Below are 26,396 nucleotides of genomic sequence, written 5' to 3' on the forward strand. Positions count from 1 at the left end.
ATGCTCAAGTCATTATCTATATCTAATTACGCCTTAATCGATAAGGTTGAAGTGACATTTGACGGCGGCTTAACCGTTATTACCGGCGAAACAGGTGCGGGTAAGTCTGTTCTGCTTGGAGCCCTTTCGTTGATTTTAGGTCAGCGAAGTGATGTAAATGCTTTGCTTAACAAGGAGCAGAAGTGTGTGGTTGAAGGAGAGTTTTATATTGGCAATTATGGTTTGCTTGATTTCTTCAATGAGCATGATGTGGATTATGAGGAGGTAACAATCATCCGACGCGAGTTGCTGCCTTCAGGTAAATCGCGGGCCTTTGTCAACGATACACCTGTTAATCTTGGTTTTTTGAAAAGTATTAGTGCTCAGTTGATAGATGTGCACTCTCAACATCAAAACCTGCTGCTTGATGATAATGGATTTCATAGGATGGTGGTTGATACCTTAGCTGGCAATAAGACGTTGCTTGAGGAATACCGCATTAACTATGTTGCCTATAAAGCCTTACAAAAGGAAATTGAGGAGCTGATTGCGGAGAATGAGAAACAAAAGGCAGATCTGGATTATATGCAGTTTCAGTTTGAGCAGCTGGATAGTGCTAAATTACAGAACGGTGAGCAGGAAGAGCAGGAACAATTACTTGAGCAATTATCTCATGCCGAAGAGATTAAGATGAATTTAGTGGAGGTGGTTAATAACCTCAGTCAGGAACCGGCACCAGTATTAGGACTATTAACAGATTCTGTTAATAAGCTTGGCCGGATAGCTAATTATTTACCTGATGGGGAGGAGTTGATTCAACGTTTGGAGTCGGCTCGCATCGATCTGAAAGATTTGGCGGACGATATTGAAGCACGCTCTGAAGATCTGGATTATAACCCTGAGCTGATTCAGCAAGTGCAAGAGCGTCTTAATCTGATTTATAGTTTACAGCAGAAGCATCGGGTTGATAGCGTTGAAAAGTTAATGGCACTCAGAGATGAGTTGGGACAGGCTATTGATAAGGTAAATTTCTTTGATGATGAGCTGAAAGCAAAGCAAGGGAAACTGCAGCAGCTTGAAAAGGAACTGGTGAAGGCAGGTAAAGCCATTACCAAGAGCCGAACAGGTGTTTTTGAACTGGTTAAATCAAACATTGAGAAGCAGCTGCAAACTCTCGGTATTCCGCATGCTAATTTTGTGATTCAGCACCAGGTAAGTAAACATTTTACGAATGATGGTGTTGATGAAATTGAGTTTCTGTTTTCTGGCAATAAAGGCGGTCGGCCGTCGCCCATTAATAAGGTCGCCTCTGGAGGGGAAATATCACGTGTGATGTTGTCTATTAAATCTCTTCTGTCGTCATCAAAGGGTTTACCAACTATTATTTTTGATGAGATAGATACCGGAGTTTCGGGTGAGGTGGCTGATCAGATGGGTGGTATCATGGCTCAAATGGGAAACTCTATGCAGGTAATTAGTATCACTCATTTACCGCAAATTACAGTCAAGGGCGATCATCATTTTAAAGTGTTTAAAACGGATGAGGCCGAAAAAACAATATCTAATATCCGAAAACTTTCACACGAAGATAGGGTCGTAGAGGTGGCAAAGATGTTAAGTGGATCAACTTTATCGGAGGCCGCTATCGAAAATGCACGTTCGCTATTGAATAACTAATCAGCTATTTATAACTTACAAGAACCTTTTTAATAATTAATTGTTAAAGAAGGTTAGGTATAGAATATTAACATTGAAACTTGTGTTGTGCAACATATGCAGTATATTTGTGCGCTCAAAATTAAATTAATATGGGATTTGATCTTTTAAAAGGAAAAAGAGGGATTATTTTTGGTGCCCTAAATGACATGTCTATCGCATGGAAAGTAGCTGAAAGAGCTTACGAAGAAGGAGCACGTTTTACTTTATCTAATACTCCGGTAGCTTGCCGCATGGGTGAGGTGGTTGAATTAGGTAAGAAATGTGAAGCAGAAATTATTCCTGCTGATGCTACCAATGTAGCCGACCTTGAAAATGTTTTCCAGAAATCGATGGATGTGCTTGGAGGTAAAGTTGACTTCGTATTGCACTCAATCGGTATGTCGCTAAACGTTCGTAAAAAGCGGGTTTATCATGATTTAGACTATAACTATCTAACTAAAACATTAGATATTTCGGCTATTTCATTTCATAAAATGTTGCAGGTAGCTTTCAAGATGGATGCTGTAAGTGAGTGGGGCTCTGTTCTTGGGTTAAGCTATGTGGCTGCACAGCGCACATTCTATGGTTACAACGATATGGCTGATGCCAAAGCTTTATTAGAGTCAATTGGCCGTAGCTTTGGTTATATTTATGGTCGCGAGCGAAAAGTGCGTGTTAACACTATTTCGCAGTCGCCTACAGTAACGACAGCTGGTAGTGGAGTGAAAGGTATTGATGGCCTTATCGACTTCTCTGACCGTATGTCGCCACTTGGCAATGCTGATGCAGCCGACTGTGCTGACTACTGTTTGACTATGTTCTCAGACTTAACTCGTAAGGTGACCATGCAGAACCTGTTCCACGATGGCGGTTTCTCAAATGTGGGGATGAGCCTCAGGGCCATGACACAGTATAATAAGAGTTTTGATACCGATGATATTGAAACCAAATACTAAAACATTGTGAAAGGGTGCCGAAAGCACCCTTTTTTTATAGGGTTAATTTCCTAAAAGCACTGCTCTCAAAATTTTCAAAGTCTTTTATTTATCATTAAATTTGGCGTCGTTTTTGTTAAGAGATGGCAGACGACAGCATATCTGTCAAGTTATATTGTAAGACAAATCAACTTATCATGGATCAATACCGAATAAATCACCTTAAGGAACTGGAAGCAGAGTCTATCTATGTTATTCGAGAGGTTGCAGCTCAATTTGAAAATCCTGTGATGTTATTCTCCGGAGGAAAAGACTCAATTGTAATGTTTCATTTGGCGCGCAAGGCTTTTTGGCCGGGCAAAGTCCCTTTTCCTTTAATGCACATCGATACAGGCCATAACTTCCCCGAAGCGTTGGAATACCGCGATCGTATTATGGAGGAAACAGGTACTAAATGTATTGTTGCATTGGTGCAGGATTCAATTGATCAGGGCCGCGTAGTAGAAGAAAAAGGCGTTAATGCCAGTCGTAATAAGCTTCAGACCGTAACACTTCTGGATGCGATAGAAAATCATAAGTTTGATGCAGCCATGGGTGGCGGGCGCCGTGATGAAGAAAAGGCACGTGCTAAAGAACGTTTCTTCTCACACCGTGACGAATTTGGACAGTGGGATCCAAAGAATCAACGTCCCGAACTTTGGAATATCTTCAATGGTCGTAAAAACATGGGCGAGCACTTCCGTGTATTCCCAATCAGTAACTGGACCGAAATGGACGTGTGGCAATACATCTATATGGAACAAATTGACTTACCAAGTCTTTATTTTACGCACAAGCGTGAGGTATTTAATCGCGATGGTGTTTGGTTGGCTAAATTGCCCTTTATGCAGTTGAAAGATACTGAAAAAGTAGAGACGCTTGATGTACGTTGTCGTACCATTGGTGATGTTACTTGTACAGGTCTAACACTATCAACAGCTAATACATTAGAGGATATCATTCATGAAGTGGCATCAACAAGAACAACCGAGCGTGGAGGACGTGCTGATGATAAGCGTTCTGAATCGGCCATGGAAGATCGTAAGCGTGAAGGTTATTTCTAAACTTTGTTAAATCTGAAAATTCAATAATATGTCCGGAAAAGAATCAGGATATCTCGATATGGAGCTTTTACGATTCACCACTGCAGGTAGTGTTGATGATGGTAAAAGTACATTAATAGGTCGTTTATTATACGATAGTAAAGCCATCTTTGAAGATCAGATGGAAGCTATTGAGCGTGTTAGTGAACGCTCGGGGCATGAAGAGGTGAATCTGGCTTTGTTAACAGATGGTTTGCGCTCGGAGCGTGAACAGGGTATTACCATTGATGTGGCTTATCGTTATTTTGCAACGCCTAAGCGTAAGTTCATTATTGCCGATACGCCGGGGCACATTCAGTATACCCGTAACATGGTAACTGGTGCAAGTACCGCTAACGTGGCCTTGATTTTGGTGGATGCCCGTCATGGTGTTTTGGAGCAGACTTTGCGTCATGCCTACATTGCTTCTTTGTTGCAGATTCCTCATGTTATTTTCTGTATCAACAAAATGGATTTGGTTGATTACAGCCAGGAAACTTTTGAGAAGATTAAATCTGATATTGATGCAGTGTCATCAAAATTATCAGTCAAAGATATTCGCTTTGTGCCAATTAGTGCCTTAAAGGGTGATAACGTTGTCGATCGTTCTGAGGTAATGGATTGGTACGATGGTCCAACTTTAATGTATCTGCTGGAGAATATCCACATCAGCAGCGATATTAATCACGATGACTTCCGTTTTCCAGTGCAGTATGTGATTCGTCCTCAGTCAGCTGAGTGGCCAGATTACCGTGGCTATGCCGGACGAATTGCCAGTGGTGCTATTAAGGTGGGCGACGAGGTAGGTGTATTGCCAAGTGGTTTTACTTCTAAAGTGAAAACCATTGATATGATGGAGGAATCTTTGGATGTTGGTTTTGCGCCTCAGTCGGTTTCTATTACTCTGGAGGATGAGATTGACATTAGCCGTGGTGATATGCTGATTAAGAGAAATAATGGCTCTGAGCCGAAAAATAGTCAGGATATTGAAGCGATGGTGTGCTGGTTTAATGAGCGTAAGCTGATGCCGCGTGGTAAGTATGTGATTAAACATACTTCTTCAGATGCCCGTTGTATGGTGACTGATATTCAGTATAAGATGAATATTAATACACTTGAAAAGAATGAAGAAGATAAAGAGGTTGGTATGAATGATATTGCGCGTATCAAGATTCGCTCAACAAAGCCTTTGTTCTTCGATTCGTATAGTCGTAATCGCATCACAGGTAGTATAATACTGGTTGATGAAGCAACTAACGAAACGGTAGCTGCCGGTATGATTATTTAAGCAAAATGTTTAGTTCAAATAAAAGGCCGCTTCTCGTTTGAGTAGCGGCCTTTCTTATGGTTAAGAATAGGTTGGAGAAGGTTAAAATTTCCAACCAAAGGTAAAGCTAGCCTGATGGTTTCTGTATTCCAGCGCAACCGGATCAGTAAACGATAGTCCGTGTAGAAGTGACTGATCGCTCACAGTGTCTATATAATAGTTGTCTTTATTGAATTTATAGGCATAGGCCACGTCAAAGAAGAAGTTTTTACTGCGTACACCAATACCTCCTGTAGCCATCCATTTTGTGAGTTCCTGACCGATAAACTCCTTCTTAAGAGGCGAATCAAAATAGGCTCCACCTGCGCGAATAGCCAAATAAGGAACGGGTTTAATTTCAAGGCCTGCCTTAAAGTCATGCGTCACCTTCATCGTTGTTTTGATAGCTTCGTTGGCATCCTTAATGTTAGTGGCAAATCGGCTTGATGAAAATTTTGACGAAGTATGATCGGTCATTTCATAGTCAAATGAGAGAAGCCCAAATTTTCCCAGGATCATTGAAATGCTACCCTGGGCTCGGTAGGGAGTACGGTAGTCATATGAAAATTCACCATGTTCAAAGGGTTTGTCAAATGAACGATAATCAATGAAATATGAGCTAATACCCTTGTTGAATTTTTCATCAATATTATAGAAAGTTGGGGTGTGAAAAGATGCTCCTAAGCGAATGGGGAATAAGTTGACGATTAATCCAAACTTACCATTCACTCCAAATCCTTTTTGTGATAACTTGTTGTAGGCATCAAAGTAATTTACATCTTCGGGGCCGGATGGAACGAAGCTGTTATTGTTAACTTCTCTGAAACTTTCTTTTTGCTCAAATCGGTAAGTTTGAAAGTTTAGAGAGGCACCAAGTAAGAGTACATGACTAATGTTAGCGCCAAAAGTAAGTCCGTACTCGCCAGAATAACCGCTGCGCTCTATTATATTGTATTGGTCAATTCCGTTAACATTACGATCAAAAATATAACCATCCGCATCAATGTCTTCGTATTGGCTAAAGTACTCGTAGCTTCCTTCCTCAACAGGGTCAAAAAGATACGCTTCGTAAGCAAAATACTCTCTGTTTTTAAAACTCTCGGGAGCTTGACCGTTGGCATCCCAAACAATATTATTCAGTAATGTATTGAGTTGTGTCGGATAGCCCGACGCGTCGTAATAATCTTGTACGCCCCTGCCCATAAACATACTGGTGTTTTCGTTAAAATCGGCAGTGCGGGTGTAAGTTAATCCAAAGTGAGTACTGATTAGTCCTTTTTCTTTCTCCCTCATGGGCTTGTTGGTTGCCACTCCACCTACCTGGTTGAATGGGAAGGCGTATTTATCATCTTTATCGGCCAATCCCATGTAATTTGTTTTGGATTGATTTAAAGAAATAGACGGTGTAAAAGCAAATTCTGAAGTGCGATATACTGCAATGCCCGCCGGGTTAATGCTTATACCGGTTAAGTCGCCTCCCAATGAGCCAAATGCGTTAGCCATGCCAAGAGAGCGAGACGTACCAGTGAGTTCTCTTTTATTAAACCTAAGGGCATCATCCAGGTTTTGTGCGTTTAAGAAACTGCTAACAAGCAGGCTAGCAAGCAGAATGTATAATGACTTTTTCATATAGGTTAAATATTAGGGTAAATAGATTAAGTGCTTATCGTCTTCCTCCGCTTCGTGATGAGCCACTGCTTCGTGATGAACCAGAGCTTGAACTTGAGCTGCGTGAGCTCCCGCTTGAGCTACTTCCTGAATAGCTACTTGAACTACTCGAACTTCGGCTTGGCGTGTAAGAGCTGTGGCTGCTACTACCAGATGAACGGCTAGGAGTATAGCTGCTTCGGCTACTACTTCCAGACGAACGACTTGGCGAATAGCTGCTTCGACCGCTATTGCTGTAGCTTTTATTTGATGAACTACTGTTGCTTTGACTACGCGTTGTCATGCTTCTGTTTGTTGAGCTAGAGCTACGTGTTGAAGAAGGTCGACTGTAACTGCTGTTTCTATTATAGGTAGCTCTGCTTGTGTTGCTCCTTGAATTAGAATAGCTGGGGGTGTAGCTTCTCCTGGTATTGCCCTGACTTCTTGAGGTTCCAACGGAACCTGAACTCTTGGTAGTGTTATCTTGTCGGCCAACTCTGGTGTATGTATTGCCGGTTTTAGTACTGGTTATTGTCCGTTGGTTCTGACTGTTATGCGTTACACTGGTTGTGCCACGTATATAGGATTCTCTCGTAGGTGTAGTTTCAATGTAGCTTTTGGTGCTGGCAGTTCTGCCGCTTGAAATTCTGCTTGAGGAAACTCTGGAACTACCTTCCGGACGCACAGATGTGGCCTGTCCACCTCTTGGTCTGTATTCGCGGGCGATACCACCGCCACCAGGGTTGTGAATGGGAGGGTAATAATTGCCATGCCAAGCATCATGATAAGAGTGGCAATAGTAGGGACCAAAAAATGGGTTGTACCATGGGCTATACCATGGTGTATACCATGGATAGTAATTGTGGCTGTAATAAGGGAATCCCCATCCCCAGCTCATAGATACATTCCAGCGCCATGGGTTGCGGTAGCCGTAATTCCATCGGTAGTCGTTGTACCAAGGATTGCTCCAGGTGGGGAAGGCATAGGCGTAGTTACCATCTACATATACGTTCCAGTCCCAGTTATTGAAATAAACCATGTCATTATATAGAGGCGACCAGTAGGGGATGCCATTGAAAGGTCCATGAAATCTTATGAGTCGTTCGGCATAATCCTGATCCATGGTTGAACCATTGAATCCATCCACCCAGTAACCAGTTTCTTCATTAAAATAGACTAATGTGTCCATTTGTGCCAGCGAATCATTGGCAAGCAGATCCATGTAATCAGCCTGTATTTGAGAGAAGTTTCTGTTGTCCTCTGTTGCCAGTTCTGATTGGTTGTACTGGTTTTTAAGTTGATTAACTGTTTTCTGATCTTCTTTTCTTATTGCTTTATCTTGTGCAATTGGCGCATAAGAATCGTTAACTGCTACAGGATTGCTTTTGGGTTTATAATACAAATCATCATCGTAGTAACTGCTGTCAAGATACTGAGAAGAACTACATCCGCTTAAAAAAAGCAGGATAAATAAGCCGAATACTGTATAGGTTTTCATCGCTAATCCTCCGGATTTACAAGGTTTAATTACACATGAAAAGAAGCAAATACCGTGCCGTATATTAAAAAATGTAAATAATATTTCAATAAATGTTAAAGGTGGTTGTTTCGGTTGTTTCTCTTCTGATGTGTGCAATATTAAAAAATCAAGGGTTATGGCCTAACGAATTGGCTTAAATTTTGTTATTTTTGTGCCTCTTGTTTAGAAACGGATATAAATTAAGAATTAGAAGATGGCAAAAGTTTTAACGCCTAGGAGTGAAAGTTATTCACAATGGTACAACGACCTTGTACTGAAAGCAGATTTAGCTGAAAATTCAGCAGTACGTGGATGTATGGTAATTAAGCCTTATGGCTATGCCATATGGGAAAAAATGCAGAGTGTATTAGACCGCATGTTTAAAGATACAGGGCATGAAAATGCGTATTTCCCGATTTTTATTCCCAAGTCATTCTTTAGTAAAGAAGCCGATCATGTTGAAGGATTTGCTAAGGAATGTGCCGTTGTTACTCACTATCGCCTGATGAATGATCCAGATGGAAATGGAGTAGTGGTGGATCCGGAGGCAAAACTGGAGGAAGAATTGATTGTGCGTCCAACATCTGAAACCATTATCTGGAACACTTATAAAAATTGGATTCAATCGTACCGTGACCTGCCAATCAAATGTAACCAATGGGCCAATGTGGTGCGCTGGGAAATGCGTACACGTCTGTTTCTGCGTACAGCAGAATTTTTATGGCAAGAAGGTCATACGGCCCATGCTACAAAGCAAGAAGCCATTGAAGAGACTGAAACCATGATTAACGTGTATGGTGATTTTGCTGAGAAATTTATGGCGGTGCCGGTTGTGAAGGGTATCAAATCAGCTAACGAGCGTTTTGCAGGAGCTCTTGAAACATATACAATTGAAGCATTGATGCAGGATGGAAAGGCATTGCAGTCAGGTACATCGCATTTCTTAGGTCAGAATTTTGCTAAGGCATTTGATGTGAAATTTGCCAGCAAAGAAGGAAAAGAAGATTATGTATGGGCAACATCTTGGGGTGTTTCAACACGCTTGATGGGTGCCTTAATTATGGCTCATTCCGATGATAATGGCTTGGTATTACCTCCAAAATTGGCACCAATTCAGGTAGTGATTGTACCTATCTTTCGCAAGCCTGAGGAGTTGGCTAAAATTAAAGAAGTGGCCGGCGGATTAATTGCAAAGCTCCGTGATAGAGGCATTGATGTGAAATTTGATGATAACGATAATAAGAAACCAGGCTGGAAATTTGCTGAGTACGAATTGAAAGGTGTACCGGTTCGTTTGGCTATGGGACCACGCGACCTGGAGAATGGAACAGTTGAAGTGGCTCGCCGTGATACTCTTAGTAAAGAAGTTGTTACACTGGATGGTGTTGATGAGCATATTGTCAAGCTATTGGATGATATTCAGACAAATATTTTCCAAAAGGCCTTGGAATTCAGAGCTGAGAAGACTGTATCGGTAGATACTTATGAAGAGTTTAAAGAACGATTGGAAGAAGGTGGCTTTATTATGGCTCATTGGGATGGAACGCCTGAAACAGAGCAGAAGATTAAAGAAGAAACGAAAGCAACAATACGCTGTATTCCACTAGATCAGCCTGATGAAGAGGGTCTATGTATCTACTCAGGAAAACCATCGGGTAAGCGCGTAATGTTTGCAAGAGCCTACTAAAAGCATTTTAAATGATATAGTAAAGGGAGACCATGATAAAGGTTTCCCTTTTTTTGTGCGAAAAAGTTTAAATTTAGCCAACCTTTTACTATTAAAACTTAAAAGTACACTCTATGAATAATGAAGAAATTAAAAAGGGAATAGTCGATATACTGCAGACAAAAGCTGTTGTTAAACAAGATGTTTTTGAATCGACAAAGAAGAATTTTGACTTGCTCAAAGAGGTGCTTAAAAAAGTGCAGCATGAGTATAACCTGCAATTGGATGATACTGACACGAGGATTCATCTGTTGTTTGAGGATAAAGGCGAGTTTGTTGCACAATTAAAGGTGGCAGGTGATGTGTTGGTGTTTCATATGCATACCAATACTTTCGAATTTGATCGCGACCATGAGGTGTGGAAAAGCGACTATGTAAAAACCGATGAGAACAACTCCTATTGCGGCGTTGTTAATATCTACAACTTTTTGTACGATTCTTTCAGGTATAACCGAGAGCATGATGCCGGTTACCTGATTGCCCGCGTATTTATCAATAAGGAGGGGCATTATTTCGTGGAAGGGAAACGACAAAAGGGCACTGGCATTAATCATTTTGGCAGTTCAATAATTAATGCAGAGAATTGGCAGAAGATTATTGAGACAGCCATCTTATATTCACTTGAATTTGACTTGTTGGTACCTCCTTATGACGATGTGAAAATCATTTCGATGATGCAGATGAATGGGGAGATACTCAGCTCAAAGATGCAAACGGGCAAACGCTTGGGCTTTGTTTACAAAGCTGATGATGTGCAGCAGTGAATTTAGATAATATGACGCTTCGCTGTTGGATATTAGACAAATAAATAGCAAAGCAACTTAATAATTCAACAAACAACCAAGCTAGTGGTTATAGCCATTAGCTATCAGTATAAAATTATGGAACAAGTATTGAATCGATTTTTGAAATATGTGGTGGTGGACACGCAGTCAGATACAGATACTGGTCTGACGCCTTCAACACCAGGGCAGATGGAATTTGCAATAGCATTGGCTGAAGAGTTAAAGACCATTGGTCTGGAGGAAGTAAGTGTGGATGATAATGGTTATGTAATGGCCACCGTGCCGGCCACAACAGATGAGGATGTGCCCGTTATTGGTTTTGTTGCACATATGGATACCAGCCCCGATTTCACAGGTAAGAACGTTAAGCCGAGGGTGATTAGTAACTATCAGGGAGGTGATATCGTTTTAAATGAATCAGAAAATATTATTCTAAAGGCAGTTGACTTTCCTGAAGTTGAGCATTACATAGGACAGGATTTGGTGGTGACTGATGGTAAAACCCTCTTGGGAGCTGATGATAAAGCTGGAGTGGCCGAGATTGTAACAGCAGCTGAATACCTGATTAATCATCCTGAAATTAAGCATGGAAAGATACGCATCGGGTTTACACCTGATGAGGAAATTGGTGCCGGGGCCGACCATTTTGATGTGAAGCAGTTTGGTGCTGAGTTTGCCTATACCTTGGATGGTTCACAAATTGGTGAGTTGGAGTATGAAAACTTCAATGCGGCAGGAGCTAAGATTACAGTTAACGGACGAATGGTGCATCCGGGCTATGCCAAAAACAAGATGCGTAATTCAATCCGAATAGCAAATCAGATCATTACAATGTTACCACGCCACGAGACACCTGAACATACTGAGGGTTACGAGGGTTTCTACCACCTGATGTCGTTTAATGGCGATGTGGAAAAAACGGAGCTGGTGTATATCATTCGTGATTTTAAACGTGATCGTTTTGAAGACCGCAAGCGCGAGGTGCAGCACCTGATTAATAAGATAAATGCTGAATATGGTGAAGGCACTGCCAGTGTTGACATAAAAGATCAGTATTATAACATGCGCGAGAAGGTGGAGCCTGTAATGTACGTGGTTGATTTTGCCAAGCAGGCCATGGAGGAAGTAGGTGTTAAGCCAATTGTAAAGCCAATTCGCGGAGGAACTGATGGTTCGCGTCTTTCATACATGGGGCTGCCTTGTCCGAATATTTTTGCCGGAGGGCATAACTTCCATGGACGTTTTGAATTTGTGCCGGTGCAGAGCATGCATAAGGCCGTTGAGGTAATTCTTAAAATAGCTGAATTAGTTGCAAAAAAACACTAAATCGTTGAACATCCCCTGACCATTTTTGTTTGAAGAGTGGTTTTAATTAAGAAAATAAGTTTAACGATTAAAAATAAAATTATGGCTGTATTAGTAGGAAAACAAGCCCCTTCATTTAGCGCAAGTGCTGTGGTTAACGGCGGTGAAATTGTTGAGAACTTCTCATTGGAGCAGTTTAAAGGTAAGAAGTATGTTATTTTATATTTCTATCCGGCAGATTTTACTTTTGTTTGTCCAACAGAGATTATTGCATTTCAGGATAAAATGAAAGAGTTTGAAGCGCGTAATGTTGAAGTGGTAGGTGTTTCTGTTGATTCAGAATTCTCTCACTGGAAGTGGTTACAAACAGATCCTAAAGATGGCGGTATCAAAGGTGTTAAATACCCATTGGTGGCAGATAATAGCAAAACCATCTCTGAAAACTACGATGTGTTGGCTGGTGAATATGACTACAACGAAGATGGACAGATTGTATTCAATGGCACGCCAATGGCTTATCGTGGATTGTTCTTGATTGATAAAGAAGGTGTTGTTCGTCACCAGGTGGTAAATGATATGCCGTTAGGTCGTAGCGTTGAAGAAGCTATCCGTATTGTTGATGCTTTGCAATTCTTTGAAGAAAACGGTGAGGTTTGTCCGGCTGACTGGCACAAAGGCGACAAAGGTCTGACTGCTACTCAGGAAGGTATTGCCGACTATTTGGGAAGCAAGTAATTTATACATTTATACTGAGTTATAAGAAGCACCTTCGTTTGAGGGTGCTTTTTTTATGCAAGTCAGTAACGCAATTCAGCTAGAATATCGATATAATGTTGAAGGTTTCCTGATGGCTTATGCCATTTCTCATGCAAGTGAGAAAAGCTGACACAATTGTTTTTCTTATTTTTGTGAAATGCGTAAGTACCTTAATATTCATCCCGGTGATGAGCGTACATTCAAACAGCAAATATGCCAGGCTTCGCGTAACGAGGGGGCAGCTGTTATTTTAGATAGTAATGGTTTTCAGTCTCCTGCCTGCGTAAAAAGTGATATTAATTATGATTTTGTGGCTGGCTTGCAGAGTGTTGGTGATTGTACTAACGATATTCATCAGTTAAAGCTATTTCATGATCAGTATCAAGACTGGATATTAGGCTTTTTGGCCTATGATGTCAAGAATCAATTAGAGGAGCTTTTATCTGATAACCCCGATCGCATTGAAATGCCTGATATGTACTTCTTCAGGCCACGTTACTTATTTTTAAATGATGGTAATAGTTGGCAGGTGGGCTATCTTGATGATTATGACGATGAGTCATCTGTGAAAAACTATATAAGTGAATTTGAAAGTATTTGCCTCACCGAGGAGCCCTTGGGAGATATTAAATTGAATCATCAGGTATCGCATGCCGAATACCTGGAGGCCATTGAGAAAGTGTTATGGCATATTCAACGTGGCGATATTTATGAGCTTAACTATTGCATGGAGTTCTTTATTCAGGATGTTGATTTAATGCCTCAATGCGTATACGAGCGATTAAAAACGATATCGCCAACGCCTTTTTCTTCCTTCGTTAAGTACCATGATAAGTTTTTGATGGGCGCTTCACCAGAGCGCTATCTTAAAAAGGAAGGTGCCCGAATGGTTTCTCAACCTATAAAGGGTACATCTCCCCGCGATAATAATCCTTTTATTGATAGAGCCAACAAACGCTATCTCATTAACTCGGAAAAGGAGCAGGCCGAAAATATCATGATTACTGATTTGGTGCGCAATGATTTGTCGAGGGTAGCCAGACGCGGTTCTGTGAAAGTAGATGAGCTTTGCGGTATCTATTCTTTTAAGCAGGTGCACCAGATGATTTCAACTATCTCAGCAGAATTGGATGGATCTTATAATTGGCTGGATGCCATTAAAGCGTCTTTCCCGATGGGATCAATGACCGGTGCGCCAAAGGTTAGTGCGATGCAGCTGATTGAGAAATACGAAAGCAGTAAACGAGGCCTGTATAGTGGTACTATTGGCTATGTAACACCGGAGGGCGATTTTGATTTCAATGTGGTTATTCGTAGTTTACTATATAACCGTAAAAAGCAATGTGCTTCTTTTATGGTGGGTGGTGCTATAACAAACCAGTCTGAGCCACAAAAGGAGTACGAAGAGTGTTTGTTGAAAGCATCTGCCATAATGAAAGTGTTTAACATTGAGCAATAGAAGTTGATATGTATGCAATAACGCCCCAGGCGATACAAAATATTTTAGCAGAAAAGTGTCAGGTGGCAGAAACCGATAAGCTGTTAGTGGCTGTTAGTGGCGGAGCTGATTCAATGGCCTTGTTGCATTTATTGCAGAAAGCTGGCTGCCAGCTGGCTGCTGCTCATTGTAATTTTCAGTTACGGGGCGATGCATCGGATAGTGATGAGCACTTGGTGACTGACTATTGTAATGCGAATGCAATACAGCTTTATAAAACCACCTTTGATACGCAAAGGTTTGCCGCTGATAATAAACTTTCGATTGAGATGGCAGCACGTGAACTGCGCTATAACTGGTTTCAGGAAATAATCAATGATGAAGGATATAATACCATTGTGACCGGACATCATGGCAATGATTCCATCGAAACGTTTTTCCTTAATTTGGTGCGAGGAACCGGAGTAAAGGGACTTACAGGCATTAGCTTCCGTAATAATAATATTGCTCGGCCTTTGTTGCCTTTCACCAGGGAGCAAATAGAACGTTATTGTGAGAAAAATAATCTAGATTGGTGTCATGACGCTTCCAACGATGATTGCCGTTTCATACGCAATAAACTGCGTCATGAAGTGATACCGGTGCTAGAGTCCATCAATCCTGCTTTTTTTGATACCATGCAAATGAATATGGCTCATTTACAGGATACCGAATTGATGCTGGAGGGGGAGGTTGAACGTTTTCGAACCAATGAGGTTGTCGATGAAGAGGGTACGGTCATTATCCCCATCTCCAAATTAAAGCTGTATCCTTATTATGCTTCTCTGCTATTTGAGTTACTGCGACCATATGGCTTTAATTCATCGGTCGTTAAGGAGGTGCTTGAGCATCTGGAAGGCTTATCAGGTAAGCAGTTTTTTAGTGATTCATATCGTTTGATTAAAGATCGCCATAATCTGCTGGTATTGCCCATCGAGGAAATAGGGGTGCAGCACTTTTGGATTGAGGAAGGACTAAATGTTGGGGAGCAGACCCTGACGATTCGGGTATATGAAAAACCGGCAGATTTTTCATTTTCACGAAAGCCAGAGCTCATTCATTTAGATGCAGACCTGGTAGATTTACCTTTGCTTGTGCGCAAATGGAAGCAAGGTGATGCGTTTATGCCATTGGGGATGAAAAATTTTAAGAAGCTCAGCGATTTTTTCATCGATGAAAAATATAGCCTGAAAGATAAAGAAGATGCCTGGCTGATATTAAGTGGTGAGAACATTGTATGGGTACTTGGCAAGCGCATTGATGAACGCTATAAAGTGATGAAACGTACCAAACGTATACTGGAGATTCAGTTGCAATAAAAAGGCCTTAAGAATATCTCTTAAGGCCTTTATTGTTTATTATAGTTCCTTCTTTATTACAGGATAACTATTCAGTAGTTGTTCCAACTCAATCACTACTTCTTGTTTCTTTTCTTTAAAAAGCTCAGTGTAGTAATTAACTCCTTCCATTATGTTTTTACGGAAGGCTGTCAGCTGCTTCATTTCTTTGGTATCTTCCGGTTGGCTTAGAAATTCATCCATGCGTTTTTTGAAAATATCCAGATACATACCCAGCTCTTTTAAAAACATGTGTGGTCGCGGACGCTTATCCAATAAATCCTGGCGGCCATATATGTGGTCAACCATTTCAGTTAAACTGGATTCTTTTGAAAAATAAGCCAGGTTAGGTCCCGGACAAACCGTTACCTTATCGGTTGGCCCGACAGGAATATTTTTCGATTCCAATAGAGACACACCTAAACCAACACATAAGCACTCTTTTTCAATAATATCAGCATAGGCTTTGTTGTGCGCTTCTTCGGGCAGATTTAAAGCATCCAGCTCAGCCAGTTTTTTACGTTGGTATTGCTTAGAAGCCGTACAGATAGGTTTCTCGGTATATTCAGTATTGTACTTCAGAAATTGCTTGGTACAAGGCATGCCATGCTCACCTTTTTGCGCATTAGCCAGGCGTTGCTCACTCATTGATGCCCATTTAACACTGTTGAACGGAACGCCCAATGGAGACAGGCCACTGAAATATAAATCTTTCTCCTTAGCATCTTTAAGAAGCTGCAGGGTAGCAGTGTCAATACTTACTGCTTCAGGTACCAGCATAAAAGGTGTACCCCAGCCAACGCCGTCCATTTTGTAGTGATCCATTAGCAAACGGTGCTCCTCATTGGTGCCTACACCACCCTGGGCAGTCACTTTTATTTCTGGAGTTTGTGCAGGAGTGTTGAGTTCCTTCTTTGCCAGGGCTGACTCGTAAACGCCTCTGCAGGTTTCAATTAGCTTGTCCCTGTTTTTGCGGAATTCATCCAGTATGGGGCCAAATAAAACACCGTTGGTAGGGAAGGCATGTCCGCCACAATTGACCCCGCTCTCAATACGGTATTCAGATACCCACAGACCTTTGGCTGCAAGCATTTTTCCTTGTACCAGTGCCGATCTGAAATCACTAACTTTCAGAATAATCTTCTTTTTCAGTTCACCATTTACATCAGGGAAGAAGTCTTTAAACTTCTCGATGTAACTGTATAAACGGGGGCTCATGCCTGCCGAAAGAACCAGTGAAGAACTTAAGTTACTGTTGGCAAATCCCCTTAGTGCTGCGTGGGCATCGTTGAACTCAATAGGCAAAGCTTCGCCATCCTTATAGTTCACCTTATCCAGTTTTGTCATGATGTTGACATCAATTTCACCAACATGCAAGTGGTTCTGAATCCAGTTGTTTACTTCTTCTTTTATCTGGCGGCTTTTGTCACTCAGCTTAAATTTCTCTTTTATGGAGCTTAAATCGGGCAACATATTGAAATATTTTTCCAATTCACTGCCTTTATCAAGCGCCGATTTCTTTAAATCAGTCACTTTAGCCGTCACAATTTCATCTACCATGTTCAGGTAAGAAGTAATGCGCTTAGCTCTGAAATCATCTACTTTTTCCGAAATAGCTTTAAATGGCATGTCAAACTTCTCGCAATAGAACTCGCGTAATTGCTCCATAAGTTTGTCATCAACCAAGGAAATAACGGACGAAATGCCGTATGGAGCCACCTTAATAGGTGTATCCAGAGTGTATCCAAGTCCGAGTACCGGAATATGGAAAGTGTGTTTGTTCAAAAAGTCCATTGATAATTATGGTTTATTAGATGCCCGAAGATACATCAATATTGGGTACAAAAAAAACGACCTGCAGGTCGTTTCTTATTCAATCTCAATATTTTAGAATATTTGTTGCTTTTGTTCAAACAGACTGTTCTAATTTATTTTTTATTAACTGCTGAATATCAGCAGTCAACTCTTCTACATCTTTACCTTTTGGCTCTATTGGCTCAAGGGCGGTATAGCTTATTTTTTCGCCAAATTTCAGGGGAAACATGCCTTTATACATCATTCGGCTATGACCGTCTATTACAAATGGAATGATAATAGCATCGGGAGCTGCTCTTAAAAGGGTGTTAAGGCCAGCCGTCATAAACTTTTTCACACGACCCGTTTTGCTTCTGGTGCCTTCAGGAAAAATGCAGGCAGCATAGTTATTTGCCTGAATCAATCGGCCCAGTTTGAATATTTCTTTAACCGATTGAGAGCCGTTTTTACGATCAATTAAGGCTGATTTACCATGAATGAGGTTATAAGAGATACTTGGCAAGTTTTTGCCCAGTTCAATCTTTGATATAAATTTAGGATAGTATTTTCTGAACCCATGCACAACAGCCGGTATATCATACAAGCTTTGGTGGTTGGAAACGATGATGACGGGGCGTCCCTCAGGTAGCTGCTCAAAACCCGAAAATTTGATCCGGCAACCCATAATATAAAGGCCTTTAACTAAAAAGAAATTGAGTGTATCCACTACTTTTCGTCGTGCATGGTCGCCAAATAGCTTATGTCCGATTACCTGGAAGGGGTGAAAGATAACTAATACCAGTCCAAAATAAAGGTGGAATATGGGAGTTAAAAGAAACCCTAAAACTTTTCTCATTGGTGTGCTTATTATTTATTAAGCCACAAAAAAACAAAAATACAACGATAATCGCCGCATATGTTACTATTATCTATTGTTGTAAACCATTAAAATCTGTTACACGTCTGATAATTCGTTATATTTCGCAAATTTGACATAAACTACTTGGCATGCAAATAGAAGTTAACCAACATATTATCCTAAAGGAGATCAATCAGGCAGATGCACCTGTTATTTTTTCAGTTATTGACCAGCAGCGGGACTATTTGGGTAAATGGCTGCCATTTGTGGCTGGAACAAAGGAACAGCGAAATACAGATGAATTTATAAAATCAATACTGCAGCAGCCAGCAGGTGAGCGCGAACAAATCTTTACCATTTGGTTTGAGGATGAGTTTGCCGGTATTGTAGGTTTTAAAGATACGGATCGCTTAAATCGTAAGTCAGAAATAGGTTATTGGTTATCAGAGGGGTATCAAAAGAAAGGGATTGTAACCCTTTGTGCACGAATACTGTGTGGTTATGCTTTTAGTAGATTGGGATTAAATAGAGTGCAAATCAAGTGTGCTGTAGGTAATGTTCCCAGTCAGAAGATTCCCGAACGGCTGGGCTTCGTTTTTGAAGGCGTAGAAAGAGCAGGTGAGCGATTCGGGGAAAATAAGTATTTTGACTTAAGAGTGTATAGTAAGTTGAAAGATGATTTGTGTTAGCAGGCTCCTCTTTACATTGTCGTTGAGGACGCGCAGCCGGCGTTGTACATAGAGAGAACTTACAACCGTCTGCACCAATCAGCAGGGTAATTTTTAATATTTGCGTAAGTGCTTTTGTATTGAAATCAGAATGATAAATTAGCACTTATTGCCTTGTTAACATTAATTAACAAATCTTGAGGTGTACTGTTATTACTGCATTACGGAAGCTTTAGTAATATGTTTGTTTAATAAATGATAAAAATAAATAAACAAAAATACATATCTACAGTTAGGTTGGTGTAAACACTTTAAACTTAGAGATATGGATAAGTCGATGATTAAGAGTAACAGACTAGTGAGCCAATTTTTCCTGGTAGGTTTTTTGGCCGTCGCCGTAATTTTTGCAGGATGTGAGAAAGATGCAAGCGTAGCTCCTGAGAACGACACAGAAGAGCAACTGTATGATATCGAAACTACCCTTGAGATGATTACAGAGAACCCTGAATTTTTGCAGGAAGACGGAAATAGTGATTTAAAGCGGTGGAGAAAATTCCCAACTTTCAGAAACCTGACGTATGCCTTATTTAAAACTCGTCTATTCGGTACGGTTGTTCGTAATCAGTTCACAGTTTTTGCTCCAACAGATGAAGCATTTGAAAAGCTTTTTGACCAAATTGGTGTTAAAAGTATCAGGGAAGTGCCTAGCGAACAATTAAAAACTATACTTCTATACCATGTTGTTGCTGGTAAAGTTAAATCCACTCAATTAAGTAATGGTTTTGTTCCCACATTAAATGGAGCGGCTTTTGAGGTTAACCTCGATAATGGCGTGATGATTAACAATGCCGAAGTGCAATATGCAGACATACGAGCCCTGAATGGTATAATTCATATCATTGATGAGGTGTTACTTCCTCCTACTCAAAATCTTGTTGAAATTGCTCAGGCAAATGAAGCATTTTCGATTTTAGTGCAGGCTGTTATCAAGGCTGATTTAGCAGAAACGCTTGCAGCAGGTGGACCTTTTACTGTTTTTGCACCAACTGATGATGCATTTGTGGCTTTGTTAGATGAACTTGGTCCTGATGTAAATAGTTTAGACGATATTCCGGTTGATTTATTAACTCAGGTTTTATTGTATCACGTAGTTGATGGCAGGGTTTATTCAAGTGACTTGCCTGCTGGACCGGCGGATGTACCAACCTTACAAGGCGAAACATTTGCTATTGATGTGACCATTCCCTCTATTACTGATGCAAATAGCAGGGAAGCCGGATTAGTAGGTACATTGCTAAATATTCAGGGAACAAATGGTGTCATTCATGTTATTGACCGTGTGATATTACCAACACTTCCATAGGTACCTTAAATCATTCAAATAAAAAAGGGGTAAACAGCTACAGTTTTACCCCTTTCCCTTATTGTAGTATATCGGTTTGTTGTGTGCTTATTGATACTTGCTTTCGCGCACTGCTTTAATGGTTTCGTCTGAAAGGTATTCTTCAAAATCCATTAATTTATCGACAATACCATTAGGCGTTAGTTCGATAACACGTCCGCAAGTCGTTCTAATAAACTCATGGTCATGTGATGCCATCAGGATTTGCCCGGGGAATGTTTTCATGTTGTTGTTAAAGGCCTGAATAGATTCCAAATCCAGATGGTTGGTTGGGTGATCCAGGATTAACATGTTAGGCTCTTCCATCATCATACGTGCAATCATACAGCGCATTTTCTCTCCTCCGGACAGTACGGTGGCTTTCTTCTCGATATCATCGTTGGAGAATAACATCTTACCCAGGAAGCTACGCATATAATCTTCAGAGGTGTCTTTAGCAAATTGCGCCAGCCAATCGTACAGTTTTATGTCTTTCTGGAAAAACTCTGTATTATCCATTGGCAGGTAAGCACTGGTAATGGTTTGTCCCCATTCGAAAATACCTGATTCAGCTTCTTTTTCGCCATTAATAATCTGGAAAAATGCTGTTACTGCGCGGTTGTCTCGCGAAATGAAAACTACCTTCTCGTCTTTTTCGATGTTAAATGTCACATCTTTAAACATTACTTCGCCATCGATGGAGTAACTCAGGTTCTCCACCTTCAATATTTGATCACCTGCCGGGCGTGATGGCTGAAAAATGATTCCTGGGTAACGACGTGTTGAAGGTTGAATTTCTGTAATATTAAGCTTATCCAGCATCTTTTTACGGCTGGTTGTTTGCTTACTCTTAGCCACATTGGCACTAAAGCGTGAAATAAACTCCTGAAGCTCTTTCTTCTTTTCTTCAGCTTTTTTGTTTTGAGCAGCTAACTGGCGTGCAGCCAGCTGGCTTGATTCGTACCAGAAACTATAGTTACCAGAGAACATACGGATTTTGCCATAGTCAATATCCACAATGTCGGTACATACATTATCCAGAAAGTGACGGTCGTGAGAAACAACTATCACCGTATTTTCAAAGTTGGCCAGGTAATTCTCAAGCCACAATACTGTTTCTAGGTCCAGGTCGTTGGTTGGCTCATCGAGTAACAGGTTATCCGGGTTGCCAAATAGCGCTTGAGCCAGCAGAACACGTACCTTTTCTTTACCAGTGAGACTGCTCATTTGCTGATGATGCAGCGACTCTTTAATACCTAAGCCACTTAATAATTCAGCTGCATCACTTTCGGCATTCCAACCTCCCATTGCCGCAAAATCATCTTCCAGTTTGGCGGCCTTCATACCATCTTCCTCATTAAAATCGGGCTTCATATATAGGGCATCCTTTTCCTGCATCAGGTCCCACATTTCCTTATGACCCATCATTACCGTGTTTAAAACGGTAAACTCATCATAAGCATAGTGATCCTGTTTTAAAACGGACAGACGCTCACCTGGTTCCATTTTGATGTTACCACGTGTGGAATCTAATTCGCCCGAAAGAATACGCAGGAAAGTAGATTTACCGGCACCATTGGCACCAATCAAACCGTAGCAATTGCCTGGTGTAAACTTTAGGTTAACATCTGAGAATAAAGGTTTTTTGCCAAACTGAATGGCTAAATCAGAAACTGTAATCATGTTGCAACTCGATTTTTTCAGGGCGCAAAAGTAGGAAGTTTTATTTGAATAGTGGCCTATATAGTGTTAAAAAAGGTTGGAATGATGGATGTTAAGTTTCTCAAGTGTTACTATTAATAATCTTGTTTCGAGTCAGTTTTGTATTCACGAGGTGTTTTTTGATATTCCTTCTTAAAGCACTTGGAGAAATATTTTGGGTCGTTAAAGCCTACACGAAAAGCAATCTCAGCAATGGTGAAATTGTATTTTTCAAGGAGAGAAGCCGCTTTTTGCAACCTGAAAGAGCGAAGGAAGTCAACCAGTGTTTTACCTGTGAGGGTTTGGAACTTGCGGTAGATATTTGAATAACTCATGTTTAGCTTAGAAGCCAACTCTTCTAATCTGAAGTCAGGATCTTCAAAGTTGTTTTCCAATTCACGTAAAATTGATTCGAGAAATACTTCGTCAGGAGAGTCTACCTCTATTTCTTTGCTATTAGTGAGAATGTCAGTGCGGTATTTTTCAATTAAGTTTTCTTGTGAGCTAAGTATGTTATTAACTTTTAATAGCAGTTCCTTTACAATAAACGGTTTGTTAATGTACTCGATGGCGCCAAATTTAAGGCCTTCTAATTTGGAACTGACGGCATGTTTCGTAGTTAATAATATAATAGGAATGTGGCGTGTGTTTTTTTGCTGTTTGAGCGTTTTACAAAGCGTTATCCCATCCATTAAGGGCATCATCACATCACTGATTATAATATCTGGAGTAAATTTGCCGATTGAGCTAAGGGCTTCCTTGCCATTTTGAACACTACATACGTTATAGTCTGGCCGAAAGCTGTCTTCAAGAAACATCAGCATTTCGTAGTTGTCCTCAACCAACATTATATTTTTTTTGTTTTTGTCATTTGTTGGTTGTTCTACTCTTTGGTTGTCAGATGTTTCAATTTTAGTCTGAACAAAATTCTTGTTTTCAACCTGAACAGGTACTATTTCTTCATTGCCGAAATGTTGGTTGCCTAATGGAAGGGAGATAGTTACGGTGGTTCCTTTGTTAACTTGTGAACGTACATTAATTTCTCCTTTATGCAGAGCTACTAGTTCGTTGCAAAGTGCTAATCCGATGCCGGTTCCCCCAATCCTTTCTCCATCTGGTGATTGGTAGAACAGGTCAAATACTTTTTGCAAGTCTTTTTGAGGAATACCAATGCCTGTATCTGATACCGTTATTACTGCTGCATTTAGAGAAGTATCTTCGGATATCGTTAATGTAATCTCACCTTCAGGTTGTGTGAATTTAAAGGCATTGGTTAGTAAATTGTAAACGACGTGTTCGATTTTATCCTTGTCGTACCACACCCATATTTCCTGATTAGAAACACCTTCTATGTTAAAATTGATTCTTTTATATTGAGCTTGTTCTGTAAAGGAAAGAGCAATATTATCAATTTCCTGAGCCAGGTTATTTCTGCTGGCTTTGATCTTTAGTTTACCAACTTCCTTATTTCTAATGGTTGCCAGTTCATACGCAATCTTGGATAAACGTTTGGCATTATTTCTGATTATTTTTAAACGCTGACTTAATAACAGGTTACCTTCAGCCCTGTCAATCATGTTTTCCAGAGGTGACAAAATTAAGGTCAGTGGTGTTTGAATTTCATGTGACATTTTAGCAAAGAAATTCATTTTCATTGCATATACTTCTTTGTTTTTTTCATTTTGCCACTCTTCCATCATTAGTTTTCTTTTTAGCCTGGTCCACAAAAGAAAGTAGCGTATGATAAAATAGCCGATGACGACTGCCAGTATAATGTAAAGAGTAATTGCCCACCATCGAAAACCTATTGGTGTCAGAATTTTAATCGTTAACGACTGTGGGGCAATATCCCACTCATTTCTTGTGCTTCCAGCCTTAACTTCAAAAGTATATTCGCCGGGCGGAATATTAGTATAGGTTGCAGTGCGCTGGTTGTCATTAGCCATCCAATTATTATCAAATCCTTTTAGTCTGTAGGCATAATAATAGTCAGGCTCAAGGTAGTCGTCAATCACCGAAAACTGTATGGTGAAAGAATTATGATTGGGCTTTAGTGTTATCGATTCCAAGTGTTCTATGCCTTCAGTCAATTGATTAGGTATGAGCTGTTGAGCATCGCGATTAATAATGGTTAGGTGATTGATGTAGAGATGGTGTTTTGTTCGCTGTGTTTTCATGAGCGAGGGATCAAAAAAATTAACACCATCAACACCTCCAAAGTATAAAATTTTATTCTTGTCATTATAAACACTACCTGTAAGATAGCCTCCCTTTAGTGCGCCACTTTTTTGGGTGTACTTATAGTATTCTTTATTTGCCAAATCAATATGCGCAATGCCATCTGTTCTTGATGTCCATATATTGTCTTTATCAGTCATTATAATGCTAAGCACCTGGCTAAGCTTGTCGTTAGTAAAACCCTCGATTGGAACGATTTTTTTACTGGCAATATTAAATTTAATAAGTTCTGAATTTGAATTAATGAGATATAGGTTACCAAGCTTATCGGCAACGCCATTATATACACTGTTTCCTGCCGGATTGTTACTAATGGAAATGTTATGATTTATGAATGTAGATTTGTTAAGGTCCTCTGCTTCATTAAACTGGGCAATGCCACCGCCATACATGCCAATCCATATGTTAGAATTTTCATCTTCCATAAAAACTTCAGCGATATCACCTATAAGACCGTTTTTATTTTTGGGAAAGTAGGCTAGTTGTTTAGCGTCTTTAGAAAAAATAAAAATACCGGTATTACTGCCAGCCCATACTCTTTCCTGTTTGTCGATGTAAAGAGACCGGATGTCTGTAGATGGCTGGTCTGTGTAATTAGAAGTCGGCACGTGTGAAAAAATGCCTGCTTTGTCGTCGTAGATTGCTAATCCATTCAGGTATGTTCCAATCCAGATATTACCTTGTTTATCCTCTTGCATTGCCTGGATATAATTTCCAGGAAGACCATTTGCAGTTTTAGAGCCAGCTAAATATTGCCTTTGCGGAACACCATTTTCATCAATAATAGTTATTCCTTCACCATCTGTTCCAAGCCACAGCCTATTGCTGCGTGTTTTTAATACAGATAAAATTCTGCTGGGGGAGCCTGAGATACTGCCACTATGATAGCCTATTGTTGAAGATTCGGCAGGAAGAATATTTATGTTACCATAATTTGTAAAGACCCAAATGTCATCGTTCTTCGATTGACTGATCCCAATTACTGTGTTGCTTTGAAGAGAGAATTGATTAGCTTTAGAATGGTTATATACCTTTAGGTTATGAGTTTGAGGGTCTATTCGGTATAAACCGCCGCCATCGGTGCCAGCCCAAATAATGCCCTGTCTGTCATTAAAAATGGTAATAATCATGTTACTGGGCACTAAGCGGGAAGCGTTTGATTTATTATTAAACTGTTTAAATGTTGAAGATTTGGTATCATAGAAGTATAGACCAAATAGTTCTGTTCCAATCCATAAGTTCCCATTTATATCGGTAGTAAGCATAACATTGTTGTACTGATTGCTTCGAGGGAGCTTTAGCTCAACGAATTCTTTGGTGCTTAGGTTGCCATTAAATACACGGCCTTTATTGGTGCTAAACCAAATTGTATTGTTGTTAGCTTTTGAAACTGATATTATTGATTCATTTGGAGTGTGTATATCGAAGGTGATGTTTGAAGAATCTTTAAGGTTTAATCCAAGCACAGCGCCTCTATTAGTGCCAATCCATAAACGCTTTTCGGTCATCTGCATGCAGGTCAGCTCACTTTTATCCTTTAAATGAACATAGCCTAATCTGTACTGTTCAAAATGTTCTGAATTAAGCAGTTTTGAAATTTTTCCATTTTTTGCAACAAACCAAATTTGTCCTTTACTATCTTTTGTTATGCCTAGTATTGAGGAAGTATAACCATCAAAACCAAATATCTGGTTATTGCTGTAGTGTTTATAGTCATATCCATCAAAACGAAGTATGCCCATTTTTGATTCCATCCATAAGTAACCCAAGGAATCTTCAACTACATTGGTAATGATGGTTTGCTTCCGACCTACTTCAGCCGTTAGATGAATAAAGTTTGCTAATTCCGAAGCATTACTGTTAGTAGTATTATTCAGAGAGATGAATACGATGATAATGTTTAGGATAGTTTTTAAGACTTTCTGTTGCATCATGTGTCAGCAGTGTTTCGGGTTGACAAATCTGAAGCAAATATATAGGAAAATATTAGTTGGATATAAATCCCTGAATATAGTAAGGAATCACGTACTGCTTTTAAAAGTTTTTCCATTTTTGCGAAATATGGGTGTTTATAACTAATGCATAGATTAGCATAGAGGTATGTTGAAATGTGGCTCTGGATTGCAATATTTGAAGCCATATACCTGTGTTCATGTCTTTGAAT

18 protein-coding genes are annotated in these 26,396 nt (G+C 40.1%); 12 read left to right on the forward strand and 6 right to left on the reverse strand.

Translation table 11 applies throughout. The features are described from left to right. The 4 genes from recN to KDU71_RS11835 all read left to right on the forward strand — a co-directional run bounded on the left by recN (position 1) and on the right by KDU71_RS11835 (position 5,021). Positions 1–1,656 carry a DNA repair protein RecN gene (gene recN / locus KDU71_RS11820; RefSeq protein ID WP_212191178.1) on the forward strand — a complete coding sequence of 552 codons (1,656 nt, stop codon included), beginning with the start codon at positions 1–3 and terminating at the stop codon, positions 1,654–1,656. Positions 1,657–1,787: 131 nt separating this feature from the next. After that, on the forward strand, positions 1,788–2,633 hold the full coding sequence (locus tag KDU71_RS11825) for an enoyl-ACP reductase FabI (RefSeq protein WP_212191180.1): 846 nt from the start codon (positions 1,788–1,790) through the stop codon (positions 2,631–2,633). A 176-nt stretch (positions 2,634–2,809) separates the two neighbouring features. Next, positions 2,810–3,715, forward strand: coding sequence for a sulfate adenylyltransferase subunit CysD (gene cysD, locus KDU71_RS11830; protein ID WP_212191182.1), 906 nt, complete (start codon positions 2,810–2,812; stop codon positions 3,713–3,715). A 28-nt stretch (positions 3,716–3,743) separates the two neighbouring features. Then, on the forward strand, positions 3,744–5,021 hold the full coding sequence (locus tag KDU71_RS11835; RefSeq protein ID WP_244828446.1) for a sulfate adenylyltransferase subunit 1: 1,278 nt from the start codon (positions 3,744–3,746) through the stop codon (positions 5,019–5,021). A gap of 81 nt (positions 5,022–5,102) precedes the next feature. Here KDU71_RS11835 and KDU71_RS11840 read toward each other — a convergent pair whose 3' ends face one another. Together KDU71_RS11840 and KDU71_RS11845 are read right to left on the reverse strand one after the other, a co-directional pair. Continuing rightward, on the reverse strand, positions 5,103–6,668 hold the full coding sequence (locus KDU71_RS11840) for an OmpP1/FadL family transporter (protein WP_212191184.1): 1,566 nt from the start codon (positions 6,666–6,668) through the stop codon (positions 5,103–5,105). Positions 6,669–6,702: 34 nt separating this feature from the next. Continuing rightward, positions 6,703–8,184 carry a hypothetical protein gene (locus tag KDU71_RS11845; RefSeq protein ID WP_212191186.1) on the reverse strand — a complete coding sequence of 494 codons (1,482 nt, stop codon included), beginning with the start codon at positions 8,182–8,184 and terminating at the stop codon, positions 6,703–6,705. Positions 8,185–8,419: 235 nt separating this feature from the next. Here KDU71_RS11845 and proS point away from each other — a divergent pair, with 235 nt between their 5' ends. From proS to tilS, 6 genes are all read left to right on the forward strand, one after another. After that, positions 8,420–9,892 (forward strand): proline--tRNA ligase, encoded by a 1,473-nt coding sequence (gene proS / locus KDU71_RS11850; protein ID WP_212191188.1) that lies wholly within the window; start codon positions 8,420–8,422, stop codon positions 9,890–9,892. Between the two features lie 113 nt (positions 9,893–10,005). Next, positions 10,006–10,695: a hypothetical protein gene (locus KDU71_RS11855; protein ID WP_212191190.1), complete on the forward strand. Its 690-nt coding sequence runs from the start codon at positions 10,006–10,008 to the stop codon at positions 10,693–10,695. Positions 10,696–10,812: 117 nt separating this feature from the next. Continuing rightward, on the forward strand, positions 10,813–12,042 hold the full coding sequence (pepT, locus tag KDU71_RS11860) for a peptidase T (RefSeq protein ID WP_212191192.1): 1,230 nt from the start codon (positions 10,813–10,815) through the stop codon (positions 12,040–12,042). A gap of 81 nt (positions 12,043–12,123) precedes the next feature. Beyond that, the gene (locus KDU71_RS11865; RefSeq protein ID WP_212191194.1) at positions 12,124–12,756 is read left to right on the forward strand and encodes a peroxiredoxin; all 633 of its coding nucleotides are present in this window, start codon (positions 12,124–12,126) and stop codon (positions 12,754–12,756) included. A 178-nt stretch (positions 12,757–12,934) separates the two neighbouring features. Then, complete coding sequence (locus KDU71_RS11870) at positions 12,935–14,236, forward strand: anthranilate synthase component I family protein (protein ID WP_212191196.1); 1,302 nt, start codon at positions 12,935–12,937, stop codon at positions 14,234–14,236. A gap of 8 nt (positions 14,237–14,244) precedes the next feature. Next, positions 14,245–15,573: a tRNA lysidine(34) synthetase TilS gene (tilS, locus tag KDU71_RS11875; protein WP_212191203.1), complete on the forward strand. Its 1,329-nt coding sequence runs from the start codon at positions 14,245–14,247 to the stop codon at positions 15,571–15,573. Positions 15,574–15,612: 39 nt separating this feature from the next. Here tilS and KDU71_RS11880 read toward each other — a convergent pair whose 3' ends face one another. Next, the gene (locus KDU71_RS11880) at positions 15,613–17,385 is read right to left on the reverse strand and encodes a hypothetical protein (protein WP_212191205.1); all 1,773 of its coding nucleotides are present in this window, start codon (positions 17,383–17,385) and stop codon (positions 15,613–15,615) included. 115 nt (positions 17,386–17,500) lie between these two features. Then, positions 17,501–18,241 (reverse strand): lysophospholipid acyltransferase family protein, encoded by a 741-nt coding sequence (locus KDU71_RS11885; RefSeq protein ID WP_212191207.1) that lies wholly within the window; start codon positions 18,239–18,241, stop codon positions 17,501–17,503. A 152-nt stretch (positions 18,242–18,393) separates the two neighbouring features. Between KDU71_RS11885 and KDU71_RS11890 the strand changes: the two genes are divergently transcribed. Next, on the forward strand, positions 18,394–18,933 hold the full coding sequence (locus KDU71_RS11890) for a GNAT family N-acetyltransferase (protein ID WP_212191208.1): 540 nt from the start codon (positions 18,394–18,396) through the stop codon (positions 18,931–18,933). 304 nt (positions 18,934–19,237) lie between these two features. Continuing rightward, complete coding sequence (locus tag KDU71_RS11895) at positions 19,238–20,275, forward strand: fasciclin domain-containing protein (protein WP_212191209.1); 1,038 nt, start codon at positions 19,238–19,240, stop codon at positions 20,273–20,275. A gap of 87 nt (positions 20,276–20,362) precedes the next feature. Here KDU71_RS11895 and KDU71_RS11900 read toward each other — a convergent pair whose 3' ends face one another. Continuing rightward, positions 20,363–21,976, reverse strand: coding sequence for an ABC-F family ATP-binding cassette domain-containing protein (locus KDU71_RS11900; protein ID WP_212191210.1), 1,614 nt, complete (start codon positions 21,974–21,976; stop codon positions 20,363–20,365). Between the two features lie 113 nt (positions 21,977–22,089). Next, complete coding sequence (locus KDU71_RS11905; protein WP_212191211.1) at positions 22,090–26,166, reverse strand: hybrid sensor histidine kinase/response regulator transcription factor; 4,077 nt, start codon at positions 26,164–26,166, stop codon at positions 22,090–22,092. Between the last annotated feature and the right edge of the window lie 230 nt (positions 26,167–26,396).

Source organism: Carboxylicivirga sediminis (assembly GCF_018156225.1).
GTDB classification, from domain to species: Bacteria; Bacteroidota; Bacteroidia; order Bacteroidales; family Marinilabiliaceae; genus Carboxylicivirga; species Carboxylicivirga sediminis.